Origin of the sequence: Aeromonas sp. S11(2024) (assembly GCF_041402345.1) — a bacterium.
GTDB lineage: Bacteria > Pseudomonadota > Gammaproteobacteria > Enterobacterales > Aeromonadaceae > Aeromonas > Aeromonas veronii.
The window spans coordinates 100438-113515 of the sequence record NZ_JBGLRC010000006.1 but is presented as its reverse complement, the minus strand read 5'-3'; the positions used below and the strand labels follow the sequence as shown (position 1 = coordinate 113515).

General features: G+C 60.4%; 15 protein-coding genes. 5 read left to right on the top strand and 10 right to left on the bottom strand.

Annotation, left to right across the window (positions count from 1 at the left end):
- Positions 1-102: 102 nt before the first annotated feature.
- The 4 genes from ACB040_RS07695 to tapT form a co-directional block, all read right to left on the bottom strand.
- Positions 103-528, bottom strand: a complete 426-nt coding sequence (locus ACB040_RS07695; protein ID WP_005340360.1) for a hypothetical protein — start codon at positions 526-528, stop codon at positions 103-105.
- Between the two features lie 194 nt (positions 529-722).
- Positions 723-1496, bottom strand: coding sequence for a peroxide stress protein YaaA (gene yaaA, locus ACB040_RS07690; RefSeq protein WP_371154048.1), 774 nt, complete (start codon positions 1494-1496; stop codon positions 723-725).
- 47 nt (positions 1497-1543) lie between these two features.
- Positions 1544-2653 carry a type IVa pilus ATPase TapU gene (gene tapU / locus ACB040_RS07685; RefSeq protein WP_005357951.1) on the bottom strand — a complete coding sequence of 370 codons (1110 nt, stop codon included), beginning with the start codon at positions 2651-2653 and terminating at the stop codon, positions 1544-1546.
- A 28-nt stretch (positions 2654-2681) separates the two neighbouring features.
- The gene (tapT, locus tag ACB040_RS07680) at positions 2682-3716 is read right to left on the bottom strand and encodes a type IVa pilus ATPase TapT (RefSeq protein ID WP_005340354.1); all 1035 of its coding nucleotides are present in this window, start codon (positions 3714-3716) and stop codon (positions 2682-2684) included.
- Between the two features lie 39 nt (positions 3717-3755).
- Between tapT and ACB040_RS07675 the strand changes: the two genes are divergently transcribed.
- The 5 genes from ACB040_RS07675 (at position 3756) to ACB040_RS07655 (ending at position 6752) form a co-directional block, all read left to right on the top strand.
- The gene (locus ACB040_RS07675) at positions 3756-4457 is read left to right on the top strand and encodes a YggS family pyridoxal phosphate-dependent enzyme (RefSeq protein ID WP_368177498.1); all 702 of its coding nucleotides are present in this window, start codon (positions 3756-3758) and stop codon (positions 4455-4457) included.
- A 142-nt stretch (positions 4458-4599) separates the two neighbouring features.
- Entirely contained in the window at positions 4600-5424 is an 825-nt protein-coding gene (proC, locus tag ACB040_RS07670; RefSeq protein WP_371154046.1) for a pyrroline-5-carboxylate reductase, read from the top strand.
- Between the two features lie 11 nt (positions 5425-5435).
- On the top strand, positions 5436-5987 hold the full coding sequence (locus ACB040_RS07665) for a YggT family protein (RefSeq protein ID WP_047436998.1): 552 nt from the start codon (positions 5436-5438) through the stop codon (positions 5985-5987).
- On the top strand, positions 5987-6289 hold the full coding sequence (gene yggU, locus ACB040_RS07660; protein WP_005340341.1) for a DUF167 family protein YggU: 303 nt from the start codon (positions 5987-5989) through the stop codon (positions 6287-6289). The genes ACB040_RS07665 and yggU overlap by 1 nt, the downstream gene beginning before the upstream one ends.
- Positions 6290-6332: 43 nt before the next feature.
- Positions 6333-6752 carry a DUF4426 domain-containing protein gene (locus ACB040_RS07655; RefSeq protein ID WP_005340339.1) on the top strand — a complete coding sequence of 140 codons (420 nt, stop codon included), beginning with the start codon at positions 6333-6335 and terminating at the stop codon, positions 6750-6752.
- Positions 6753-6853: 101 nt separating this feature from the next.
- On the opposite strand, the gene ACB040_RS07650 is transcribed toward ACB040_RS07655, so the two are convergent.
- The 6 genes from ACB040_RS07650 to ACB040_RS07625 all read right to left on the bottom strand — a co-directional run bounded on the left by ACB040_RS07650 (position 6854) and on the right by ACB040_RS07625 (position 13047).
- Positions 6854-8050, bottom strand: coding sequence for a NupC/NupG family nucleoside CNT transporter (locus ACB040_RS07650; RefSeq protein WP_005348874.1), 1197 nt, complete (start codon positions 8048-8050; stop codon positions 6854-6856).
- 182 nt (positions 8051-8232) lie between these two features.
- Entirely contained in the window at positions 8233-9168 is a 936-nt protein-coding gene (locus ACB040_RS07645) for a LysR family transcriptional regulator (protein WP_005340335.1), read from the bottom strand.
- 82 nt (positions 9169-9250) lie between these two features.
- Positions 9251-9787 (bottom strand): glutathione peroxidase, encoded by a 537-nt coding sequence (locus ACB040_RS07640; protein ID WP_005348870.1) that lies wholly within the window; start codon positions 9785-9787, stop codon positions 9251-9253.
- A gap of 58 nt (positions 9788-9845) precedes the next feature.
- Positions 9846-10409 (bottom strand): NnrU family protein, encoded by a 564-nt coding sequence (locus ACB040_RS07635; protein ID WP_005340331.1) that lies wholly within the window; start codon positions 10407-10409, stop codon positions 9846-9848.
- Positions 10410-10641: 232 nt separating this feature from the next.
- Positions 10642-11775 (bottom strand): glycerate kinase, encoded by a 1134-nt coding sequence (locus ACB040_RS07630; protein WP_371154041.1) that lies wholly within the window; start codon positions 11773-11775, stop codon positions 10642-10644.
- A 9-nt stretch (positions 11776-11784) separates the two neighbouring features.
- Entirely contained in the window at positions 11785-13047 is a 1263-nt protein-coding gene (locus tag ACB040_RS07625; protein WP_005340326.1) for a GntP family permease, read from the bottom strand.
- Positions 13048-13078: the final 31 nt, after the last annotated feature.

The window sequence follows — 13078 nt, the reverse complement described above, 5'->3', positions numbered from 1 at the left end:
CAGGCCACCACCCGGGCTGAATGGCCTGAACGCCACAAAATCTGTGCCCGCCCAAAAACCAAGAGGCGAAGGATCATCCTTCGCCTCTGATGTAACAGCTGGCTACTCGCTCTGGGGCAGGAACTGCAGTTCCGGCGCCGAGGAGGTCAGCACATCGGCGCAATAATCCCAGGTCGAGATGCGATAGTGCTGCAGATCTTCATCCAGATGCAGACCGTCCGACTCCTGATGGAACCAGCTGGCAAAACGGGATGGGGTGATGAGCTGGATCTGCTCTTCGATGGCGTGACTATCCTTCCCCTCGGCCAGATCGCAATCCTCGATGACCCGCAGGGCATAGATATGGCGAAAATAGACCCGGCAGAGGATTTGCGGGGGCAGATCGATGCTGCGTGCCCGACCCAGCATGATGGTCAGGGAGTCGCTCCAGAGATCCTGATGCAGCTCGGCCACAACCAGACCGGGTGGGAGCTGGCGGGACGGAGCCCAAGGGACGGCAACCTGCCGAATGGCATTTTTCTGTTCCATATTCACCTCACGACGACTCGCTCCCTGTCTTGAGTCTATCTGAACCACATAGTCCCGGCGAAGGCAATCGATGGACACTAAAAACGGCAATAAAAAAGCCGACGTATCAAACGTCGGCGAATAAAAAGTGCTTACAACAGAGGATTCACATATTCAGACCCGTGGGTCGAAAGATTGGTTCCCTCTTTTTGTAATTAATTTTCGGCGCGTTTAAACATCAGGGTATTGGCGTCCGACTCTTCCGGTACGAAGTAGTAGCCCTCGGCGTTGAAACCGGTCAGCTGCTCCACCTCGGTCAGACGGTGCTTGATGATGTGGCGAGCCATCATGCCGCGCGCCTTCTTGGCGTAGAAGCTGATGATCTTGAACTGGCCGTTCTTCTCATCCTTGAACACCGGTGTGACAATCCGCCCTTTCAGGCTCTTGGGGCGTACCGACTTGAAATACTCGTCGGAGGCCAGATTGATCAACACTTCATACCCCTGCGCTGCCAGCGCGTCGTTGAGATGGTGAGTGATCACCTCCCCCCAGAACTGGTAGAGATCCTTGCCGCGACTATTGTCGAGCCTGGTCCCCATCTCCAGCCGGTAGGGCATCATCAGGTCAAGGGGACGCAACACGCCATAGAGACCTGAGAGCATCCGCAGGTGTGCCTGAGCGAAGTCAAAATCGGCCTCGCTAAAATCCTCTACCGCCAAACCGGTGTAGACATCCCCCTTGAAAGCCAGCAGCGCCTGACGGGCGTTGGCGGGGGTGAAATCTGGCTGCCACTCGGCAAAACGGGCTGCATTGAGACCGGCCAGCTTGTCGCTGATCTTCATCAGAGTGGCGATCTGGTCAGGGCTCAGTTGGCGGGCCCGGCTAATCAGTTCGGCGGAGTGATCCAGCAGCTCGGGTTGGGTGAAACGGGGTGTCACCAGCGGTGACTCGTAATCCAGCGTCTTGGCCGGGGAAACCACAATCAGCATAACGTTCCTTTATGGCGAGGGGCCGAACGGCAGAGCGGCCCCATGATTCATTCATCCAGCGTCACATTGTCCAGCGTGCCGGTGCCGAGCCGCTCACGACCGGAGAGCTTGATCAGCAGCCGCAGGTCGTTGGCCGAGTCGGCGTGGGCGAGTGCCTCACTGTAGCCAATCTGGCCGGCGCAGAACAGGCTGAAGAGCGCTTGATCGAAGGTCTGCATACCCAGCTCGGTGGATTTGGTCATCACCTCCTTGAGGCGATGCATCTCTCCCTTGCGGATAATGTCGGTGATGAGCGGGGTATTGAGCAGGATCTCGAACGCGGCGCAGCGCCGCTTGCCATCCATACTCGGCACCAGCTGCTGGGCGACGATGGCCTTGAGGTTGAAAGAGAGATCGAACAGAAACTGGCGGTGTTTGTCTTGCGGCACCAGATGCAGGATGCGATCCAGCGCCTGGTTGGCATTGTTGGCATGCAAAGTGGCGAGACAAAGGTGTCCCGTCTCGGCGAACTGCAGGGCAAACTCCATGGTCTCCTGACTGCGGATCTCACCGATCAGGATCACGTCTGGCGCCTGACGCAGCGAACTTTTCAGCGCCACATCGAACGACTCGGTGTCGATCCCCACCTCTCGCTGGGTCACCAGACTGCGACCATGCTGATGGACGAACTCCACCGGATCTTCCACCGTCAGAATGTGACCATCGGCATGCTGGTTGCGATAGCCGATCATCGCCGCCTGGGTGGTCGATTTACCCGCCCCGGTGGCGCCGACAAACAGCACCAGCCCCCGCTTGGCCATCGCCACCTCTTGCAGGATCTTGGGTAGCTGCAGATCTTCAAAGGTGGGAATGCGGGTCTCGATACGCCGCACCACCATGCCGGGCAGCTCCTGCTGCCAGAAGGCGCTGACCCGAAAACGACCAAGCACCTCGCGATAGATAGCGTAGTTGGCCTCCTTGGTGCGGATATAGCGCTCGAAGTGATCGCTGCTGAGGGTATCCCTGACCAGCGTCAGCGCCCCCTTCTTGTCGAGCGCTTCGCCCCCCAGCGACACCAGATGGCCATTCACCTTGAGGGTGGGCGGCGAGCCCACCGTCACAAACAGATCCGATCCCTTTCGCTCGACCAGCTCGCTCAGCAGATCATCCAGATTCATCATCTATCCCTCCCTGGGTGCGAGTCTCTTAAATGCTGTTGGGATCGACGGCCTTGGCCTTGGCATCGAGGGATGCCACCACACCACGACTCACCAACTGCTTGAGACTCTGATCCATGGTCTGCATACCGTGGGTCATCCCGGTCTGGATCACCGAGTAGAGCTGGGCGATCTTGTCCTCCCGAATGAGGTTACGCACCGCCGGAATGCCCATCATGATCTCGTGAGCCGCCACCCGACCGCCACCAATGCGCTTGAGCAGGGTCTGGGAGATGACCGCCCGCAGGGATTCGGAGAGCATGGAGCGCACCATGTCCTTCTCCGCGCCTGGGAAGACGTCGATGATACGGTCGATGGTCTTGGCCGCCGACGAGGTGTGCAGGGTGCCAAACACCAGATGGCCGGTTTCGGCGGCAGTCATGGCCAGACGAATGGTCTCAAGGTCGCGCATCTCACCCACCAGAATGATGTCCGGGTCTTCCCGCAGGGCCGAGCGCAAAGCGTTGCTGAAGCTCTTGGTATCCCGGTGAACTTCCCGCTGGTTCACCAGACAGCGCTTGTTCTCGTGGACGAATTCGATGGGGTCCTCGATGGTGAGGATGTGGTGATGGAAGTTCTCGTTGATGTAGTTGACCATGGCCGCCAGGGTGGTCGACTTACCGGAACCGGTCGGGCCGGTTACCAACACCAGACCCCGCGGGAACTCGGCAATCTTGCGGAAGATCTCCGGCGCATCGAGATCCTCGAGGCTCAGCACCGTGCTGGGGATGGTACGAAATACCGCGCCCGAACCGCGCGCCTGCTGGAAGGCGTTAACCCGGAAACGGGCCAGATTGGGTACCTCGAACGAGAAGTCGACCTCGAAGTTCTCCTCCAGCTCCTTGCGCTGATGGTCGTTCATGATGTCGTAAATGAGGGCATGCACTTCCCTGTGTTCCAGGGCGGGCAAATTGATCTTGCGAACCTCACCATCAACCCTGATCATCGGGGGAACCCCGGCCGAGAGGTGTAGATCCGAGGCTTTATGCTTTACACTGAAAGCCAATAACTCTGTGATATCCATAGACTTGTCATTCTCCCATCACAAGATCACTAACGAAATATGAACCAGATTGCCCAGCACCTGTTTCAGGTAAAGGAACGTATTGCCCAGGCCGCCGAACGGGCTAGCCGCAACCTGCAGCAGATCCGCCTGCTGGCCGTGAGCAAGACCAAGCCGGTCGAGGCCATCATGGCTGCCCATGCTGCAGGTCAGCGCTGCTTTGGCGAATCATACGCTCAGGAAGCAGCGGCCAAGATCGATACCTTGCGCCAGCAGCCGGAATATAGCGACATAGAGTGGCACTTTATCGGCCCTTTGCAATCGAACAAATCCAAACTGATCGCCGAACGGTTTGACTGGGTGCAGAGCGTGGATCGGGACAAGCTGATCGACCGCCTCAACAACCAGCGCCCAACTACAATGGCACCGCTAAATGTTTGTCTGCAAATCAATATTAGCGGAGAGAGCAGCAAATCCGGAACGTCGGAACAAGAGATTTTCCGCCTTGCCGAGCTGGTCTCTCAAAGTGAGCGACTGGTGCTGCGGGGGCTGATGGCCATTCCCGAGCACACCAGTGACGAGCGCGTACTGGCCGCCCAAATGACCCGTATGCAGACTCTGTTCACCGAGCTTACGCGACAATACCCGAGCGTCGATACCCTCTCGATGGGGATGACCGAGGATCTTGAACTGGCGATAGCCCACGGCAGCACCATGGTGCGGGTCGGCACCGCCATCTTCGGCGCCCGTGACTACTCATAGGCAAGGCCAGCGGATAACCCATACGTCCGCCTCTTGCCGCGACTTCATCAACAGGAGCGTTTGATGGAACACCGAATTCTGGCGTCAGGTGGTGCAGGCAGCACCCACCCCGCCGCGACCCCATGTGCAACAGGAGCATCTGATGCAGCATAGAACGCTGGCCTTTATCGGCGCGGGCAACATGAGCCGCAGTATCATCGCCGGACTGGTCAAGGCAGGTTATCCCGCCGGGCAGATCACTGCTGCCAACCCCAGTCTGCCCAAGCTGGAGGCGCTGGCGAGCGAACATGGCATTCGCATCACCCAGAGTAATGCCGAGGCGGCCCGCGACGCCGAAGTGATCGTGCTGGCGGTCAAGCCGCAGCTGATGGCCGGCATGCTGGCAGCGCTGGTTGCCGAGCTGGGATCCCTTGAGGGCAAGCTGCTCATCTCCATCGCGGCCGGTATCAAGGTGGCGCGCCTTGGCGAGATGGCCGGTGGCCACGACCGCATCATCCGCACCATGCCCAATACCCCGGCCCTGCTGGGTCTGGGCATGACCGGTCTCTATGCACCCGAGCATATTGCCGCCGTGGATCGTGACTTTGCCGAGCAGATGATGCAGGCGGTCGGCAAGACCCTCTGGGTAGAGCAGGAGTCTGGCATCAACGGCATCATCGCCGCGGCGGGCAGTGCTCCGGCCTACTTCTTCCTCTTTATGCAGGCGATCGCCGAAGAGGCAGAGGCAATGGGCTTCTCGCCCGATCAGGCACGCCTGCTGGTGCAGCAGACCGCGCTGGGCGCAGCCGCCATGGTGGAGCAAAACCCCGAGCTGGGGCTGCAGACCCTGCGTGAGCAGGTGACCAGCAAGGGCGGCACCACAGCCGAAGCCATCAAGACATTCCAGCAGCAGGGGCTGATGCCGCTGACTGCGCAAGCCATGCAGGCGGCCGTTGCTCGCGCCACCGAAATGGAAACCCTCTTCTAACAGGAGCCCAGATGAACACTGCTTACTTTCTGATTAACACCGTTTTCGATCTCTACCTGATGGTGATCCTGCTGCGCGTCTGGCTGCAGTGGGCCCGTGCCGACTTCTACAACCCGATGAGCCAGATGGTGGTCAAGCTGACCAATCCGCTGGTGATCCCGCTGCGCCGTGTGATCCCGGGCTTGGGCGGCATCGATCTCGCTTCCGTGGTGCTGGCGCTGGCCATCGCCTTCGCCAAGCTGGCTCTGCTCAAGAGCATGAACGTGCTGCTGGCGGACTGGCTCAGCATCAGCCTGTTTGCCGCGCTGACCGTGCTGAAAAAAGCGGGCTCGATGATCTTCTGGGTACTGCTGATCCGCGCCATCCTGAGCTGGGTCAGCCAAGGCCGCAACCCCATCGAATACGTGATGCATCAGCTGACCGAGCCGTTCCTCGCCCCTATCCGCCGCGTACTGCCGGCACTGGGTGGGCTGGATCTCTCGGTGCTGGTCGCCTTTATCGGCCTGCAAGCCATCAACTACCTGCTGGGTGACCTGTTCGGCCAACTGTGGTGGATGATTTGATGCCAGCCGTCCTGCAACAAGGGGATGAACTGGTACTGCATCTGGTGATCCAGCCCAAGGCGAGTCGGGATCAGATCATCGGATTGCATGGCGAAGAGCTGAAAGTGGCCATCACGGCGCCGCCGGTCGATGGCCAGGCCAACAGCCATCTGATCAAGTTTCTGGCCAAGCAGTTCAAGGTGGCCAAGGGACAGATCACCATAGTGCGGGGCGAGCTGGGGCGACACAAAACCGTCGCCATCGACAGCCCCAAACAGTTGCCGCAAGAAGTGAGTGCACTGCTGAATGACACGCAAGGCTGAATGAATCGGCCTGCGCCAACCGTAGATATGAGAGGGATGACAGATGAAAACAGCCTGGATGAGTGGCCTGCTGGCACTGCTGATGACACTGCCGCTCAAGGCAGAACAGATGAAGGAACTGGGGCCCTGGCTGGTGCACTACAACGCCTTCAACTCCAGCTTCCTCACACCAGAGGTCGCCAAGGCGTATGGACTGGAGCGCAGCCGCTACAACGCCATCATCAATATCGCGGTACAGGACAAGCAGAAAGTGGCGCAAGCCGTGGGGATCACCGGTGAGGCCAAGAACCTGACCGGCACCATCCGCACCCTGAACTTTCAGGAGGTAAAAGAGGGCGATGCCATCTACTATCTGGCGACCCTCCCCTACCGCAACGAAGATACCTATCAGTTCACCCTGAAGATCATGGGCGGCGGGCAGCAACAGAACCTCAGCTTCCAGCAGACCTTCTACGTCGACTGAGTAGCAACAAGAAGCCCCGACCAAGGTCGGGGCTTCATTTTATCCATATGACAAGGGCGCCATCAGGGCGCCCTTGTTGCATCTATCCCGTACCGCAGCGGTTACAGGGCGAGGAACAGACCGGCAAGACAGGCACTCATCAGGTTCGCCAGCACGCCGGAGAGAATGGCACGCATGCCGTAACGGGCGATGAAGGATTTGCGCTCCGGCACCATGGAGCCCAGACCGCCGATCAGGATCGCCATGGAGGAGATGTTGGCAAAGCCGCACAGGGCGAAGGTCACGATGGCCTTGCTCGACTCGCTCAGAGTCTGATCCTGCACCAGACCGATAAAGGCGACGAACTCGTTGACCACGATCTTGGTGCCGATCAGAGCGCCAGCGGCTTGTGCCTGATCCCAGGGCACACCGATCAGCCAGGAGACGGGGGCAAACAGCCAGCCCAGAATGATCTGGAAGCTCAGATCCAGCCCCACCAGACCGCCAGCCCAGCCGAGCAGACCATTGAGCATGGCGATCACGCCAACGAAGGCCAGCAGGGTGGCACCGACCGCCACCGCGATATTGAGGCCGGACATGGCGCCATCGGCAGCCGCTTCGATCACGTTGGTAGCGCGGGGGATCTCCACATCCTGATGGTGATCGACCTCTTCAGCTCCCGGCGGCACCAGGATTTTGGCCATCGCCAGACCGGCAGGGGCCGACATGAAGGCTGCCGCGATCAGGTATTTCAGCTCAACCCCGAGGCTGGCATAGCCCACCAGGGTGCCACCGGCGACGGAGGCGAGACCACAACTCATCACAGCGAAGAACTGGGAATCGGACATCTTGGAGAGGTAGGGTTTGACCACCAGCGGCGCTTCCACCATGCCGACGAAGATGTTGGCGGTCGCGGAGAGGCTCTCGGCACGGCCGGTGCCCAGCAGCTTCTGCAAGCCACCACCCAGCAGGGCGATCACCCGAGGCATGATGCCGATGTGGTAGAGGATGGCGATCACCGCGGAGAAGAAGATGATGACCGGCAACACGTTGAAGGCAAAGATGAAGCCCAGCTTGAACTTGGCCAGATCGCCGAACAGGAAGGCGATCCCCTCCTGACCATAACCGATCACGCTGCTTACGCTCTCGCTGACCCCGTTCAGCACGTGCTGACCGGCAGGCAACCAGAGCACCAGACCGGCAAACATGATTTGCAGGCAGAGGGCAAGGCCAACTGTTCGCAACGGGATACGACGACGATTATCAGAGCAGATGACGGCAAGCGCCAGGATACTCAGGATGCCGAGCAGGGCAATCATAGGGACTCCATCAGGTGGGGCAAAAGATGGGCGCGGATTCTGCGCCTCTCACCCCGTCACTGCAAGTCCGCTTGGTTACAACCCTGTTAGAAAAAACGTTTGCACGATATCGGTTGCGCCAACTGGCTGATTTGGTTCGGTTTTAGTATCAGGAGAAATCGAGAGTTCTTAAATGGAAACAATCATTCCTCACCACCGGACAATTTACCCCCGAGCCAGGGGGCCAGTCGCTGCTCCCAATAGGGTTCGGGGCCAAAGCGGGCCTTGAGGAAATCGATGAAGAGACGGATCTTGGGATCCAGATGTTCGCGACGGGCATAAACGGCGTGTACCGCCATCTGCTGGTTCGGTCGCCACCCTGGCAACACCGGGATTAGCTTGCCGCTCTGTAACTCCTTGTCCAGCAAGTAGTTGGCGATATAGGCGATGCCGAGACCGGCCAGCGCCGCATCCCGCACCGCCTCCGCCATATCCACCCGATAGTTACCCGCTACCTGCACCGTCTGGCGCTCCTTGCCCTGGCGAAACGACCACTGGTGATAGCGCCGCTCCCGACTCTGGTAAGTGATGCAGTTGTGCTGGGCCAGATCCTTGGGATGAAGCGGCGTGCCGTGGCTCAGCAGGTAATCCGGCGAAGCCGCAACCACGAAGCCGATGTCGGCCAGCCGCTGTCCCACCAGCCCTTCCGGCTTGTCCTCATAGGTGGTGAGCCAGAGATCCAGCCCCTCATCCACCAGATTGGTTCTGTGGTCGAACAGCGAGACCTCCAGCTCCAGCTCGGGATAGCGATCCTGAAAAGCCTTGAGATGAGGAATGACGTGCAGACGACCAAATGATTGGCCCACCCCGAGATGGAGCACGCCACTCACCTTGCCACGCCGCTCGGCGATCATGGAGTCCGCCTCCTGCGCCACCGCCACCAGCGCATGGCAGTGGCGGGCATACTCCTGACCCAGCTCGGTCAGGACGAAGCGGCGGGTGGTGCGCTGTACCAGCTGGGCGCCAAGAGTGGTCTCCAGCAGCGCCAACTGCTTGCTGATATGGGATTTGGAAACCCCGAGACGACGGGCGGCGGCAGAGATCCCCTGCTCGCGCACCAGCGCATCGAAGATCACCATTTGAGGAAGACGTTGCAGCACAAGATAACCGGATTGAGTGGCGGGAGCCCATTATTCCAGAGCCGCCCGCCAAGGAATAGGGTCAGAGCCCCAGCGCCCGGGTGATCTGCAGTTTGAGGGGGTCGTCAGCCGGATTCTGGTTGGCGCCGTAGCTGGCGATCAGCTTGCCATCGCGCCCCACCAGATACTTGTGGAAGTTCCAGTTCGGCTCATCCCCATCAGCGGCCGCCGCCAGCCCCTTGAACAGTGGCACAGCATCGGAGCCCCGCACCGCTACCCGATTGAACATCGGGAAGGTGACGCCATAGTCGCGGCGACACACCTCGGCGGTCTTGGTCTCGTTGCCCGCCTCCTGCCAGAAATCGTTGGAGGGGAAACCGAGAATAATCAATCCCTTATCCTTATAGCTCTGGTAGAGCTTCTCCAGATCGCGGAACTGGCCGCTGTAGCCGCAGTAGGAGGCGGTATTGACCACCAGCACCACCTTGCCCTCGGTCAGCTGACAGAGGTTGTGGCGCTGGGCATTGTTGAGCTCCCGCATCTCCACATTGAAATAATCGGGGCACGCCGCAGAGGCCGCGCTAGCCCCCAATAACAGCAACAGAGTGAACCATTTCATCGCCAAGACTCCTTTTGTTTTGTCCATCATACGCGGTTACCAGAGCCGCAGTTCACTCTCAATGCAGGGGAATGCCGGTCAGCCAGCCGTGGCCCCAGAACACCAGCAGCGCGGTGGCAACAAGGCCAGCCCCGACGCTGATGCCGGTGCCCGTCCAGTTGGCCGCCGGACGGGGATATCGCTGCCAGTCCCGCACCGAAATCCAGACCATGCTCACCAGCGCCCACAGCCCGATGCCGCCAAACAACACCAGAGAGCGCGCCTCGCTGTTGACCAGCAGATGGGCCACCGCCCAGAGCAGGGTACCGAGCAGTTGGGGATGCACCAGCCAACGCCGCAGATGGTTGGGCCCCTGGCCGGAGAAGAAGAGGATCAGCGCAAAGGGCATCATCACCGTCATGGTCATCGGCCCCCACTCCGGCAGGAAATAGAGCGGCAGCGAGCTGGCCGAGCGCCAACCGGCGATGATGCAGGCGATGGCGACAAACACCAGCAGGGAGAAGAGCCCCTTGTAGCGATTCTCACCCAGCCGCTCGCGCAGTCGTGCCCGATGGGCCACCGCAAAACAGGGGTAGAGATGGATCAGGGTAAACAGCGCAACCCCCAGGGTCAGCAGGAACATGAGTCTCTCCTTGTACTTGGTACGACCACTATGCCGTAAAGGGAGATTTGCGCCTATCAAAACCGCGCTGACCCATGGAGTCAAAAGTGTGGCAAGACAAAGGAACGGAAAGAAAAGAGCCGATCACGATGGATCGGCAAATAAGTGCCAGGGCAGTCAGACATCTCGCGGGAGAGGAGATGCCCCAAACGGGGATATTGAGTGGCCGATGGCGCCCATCGGCCGAACCGGATCAACCCTTGAGTTGATAGAGTGCCGCGACGTTGCGCGCAGTGAGTTGAATGTTGGTGCTGGCGCTCTCCAGCGCCTCCGGCAGAGACATGGCGCGGTTGACTACGGCGAATACCGCGTCCAGCCCGTGATCGTGTACCACACCGCAATCGTCGGTCAGGCAACCGGAGATGCCGATCACCGGCTTGCCGAACTGCTTGGCGCAACGTGCGACACCGATTGGCGTCTTGCCATGGATGGTCTGGCTGTCGATACGACCTTCGCCGGTGATAACCAGATCCGCATCGGCCACTTCATCGGCCAGCTTCAGGGCTTCAATCACGATCTGGATGCCGGGCTTGAGCTCGGCGCCAAGCAGGCCCACCAGGGCCGCGCCCATGCCACCGGCAGCGCCCGCCCCCGGAATATCCTTCACCTGCTTGCCAAGGGCCTGCTCAATGCAGTCGGCATAACGGGAGAGGTTGGCATCAAGTTCGACAACCATCTCGGGCGTTGCCCCCTTCTGCGGGCCAAACACCGCAGAGGCGCCTTTCGGGCCGCACAGCGGGTTGTTCACATCACACGCCACCTCGATAACCAGCTCGCCCAGACGCGGATCCAGACCGCTCAGGTCGATGGTCTCGAGCTCACCGAGACCCGCGCCACCCAGCTCGATGGCAGAGCCATCGGCTTTGAGCAACTTGCCGCCGAGCGCCTGGATCATACCGGCTCCGCCGTCATTGGTGGCGCTGCCGCCGATACCGAGAATAAGGTGCTTCACCCCCATCTCCAGCGCGGCCAGGATCAGCTCGCCGGTGCCGAAGCTGGAGGTGAGCAGCGGATTGCGCTGCTCGGGCGCCACCAGATGGATGCCGGAGGCGGCAGCCATCTCGATGACGGCGCGCTCGCCATCACCCAGCAGGCCGACGAAACCCTGCACCTTGTTGCCAAGGGGCGCGGTCACTTCGACCGGCAGGATCCTGCCACCGGTGGCATCGACCAGCGATTGCACCGTGCCCTCACCGCCATCGGCCATCGGCAATTTGACGTAGGTGGCGTTCGGCAGCACCTGCTTGAAACCAGCCTCGATGGCATCAGCCACCGCCATGGCGCTCAGACTCTCCTTGAATGAATCGGGGGCAATAACAATTTTCATATCAATTCCTTAGGCGAGGCCAAACACGCCAAACATCAGGGTGGAGACAGTGGCAATGGTCAGACCGACTGCGGTTTCGTAAGGGATAAGTTTCAGACGCTCACCCACGCCCATGTGGACGCTGCCACCGGTGGCATGGAAGAAGGAGCCGTGGGGCATGTGGTCAAACACGGTGGCACCGGCATGGATCATCGCCGCTCCGGCCAAACTGCTGATCCCCAGTTCAATCAGGGTGGAGCTGAATACGTTGGAGGCCACCACGGTACCGGCGGTAGTCGAGGCGGTTGCCAGCGACATCAGGGCACCGGAGATAGGCGCCAGCAGGTAGGAGGGCAGACCGGAGGCGGTCAGGCCGCTGATCAGCACATCTTTCAGGCCGGAGTTGGCGATGATGCCTGCCAGGGTACCGGTACCCAGCAGCATGATGGCGACCGGCGCCATGCGGGCGAGGCCGGAGACCGCAAACTGGTTCACCTTGCTGAATTTACCCATCATCAGGGCACCAACCAGACCACCGAGGGGCAGCGCAATCAGCGGATCCACCACGATACCGGCGACCGGCCGCAGGGCCAGCAGCAGGATGGCGACCAGCGGTGCACTGATGGCGGCGGCAAAGCCCGGCAACTTGGCACCGGCAAAGCTCACCACTTCATCAGCAGCAACCTTGCTGCCCTTGTTGTTCAACCTCTTGGCCAGCCAGTAGGCCATCACCAGACCGAACAGACCCGGGATGATGCCCGCCGCCATCACAGAGGTGAGGGGCAGATGGAAGGCATCAGCCGCTGCAATGGCGTTGGGGTTGGGGGACATGACGTTACCCGCCTTGCCGCCGCCGATCATCGCCAGCAGGATGGCCGCCTTGGAGAGGTCGGCACGGCGGGCGATGGCCAGCGCGATGGGGGCGACCGTGATAACGGCCACATCCACGAATACGCCGACCGCAGTCAGGATCAAGGTTGCCAGCGCCAGCGCCAGCAGGGCGCGGGTTTCACCCAGCTTCTTGACGATAGTCTCGGCGATAGTGGTGGCCGCACCCGATTCGATCAGCACGCCGGCCAGCACACCGGCCGCCAGGATCCGCATCACCGCAGTGGTGATCCCCTGGGCACCGCCGATCATCAGGGCGACGGTCTGGGTCAGATCGGCACCGCCAATCAGGCCACCGGCCAGGGCACCCACGATCATGCCGTAAGCGGGCGGCACCTTCTTCAAAATGAGGATGATGGCGATGGAGAGCGCCGCGATGGCGCCAAGGGCTGTAACCGGGATCATGACGGACACCTTCAATGGGAGTGAATGGCCG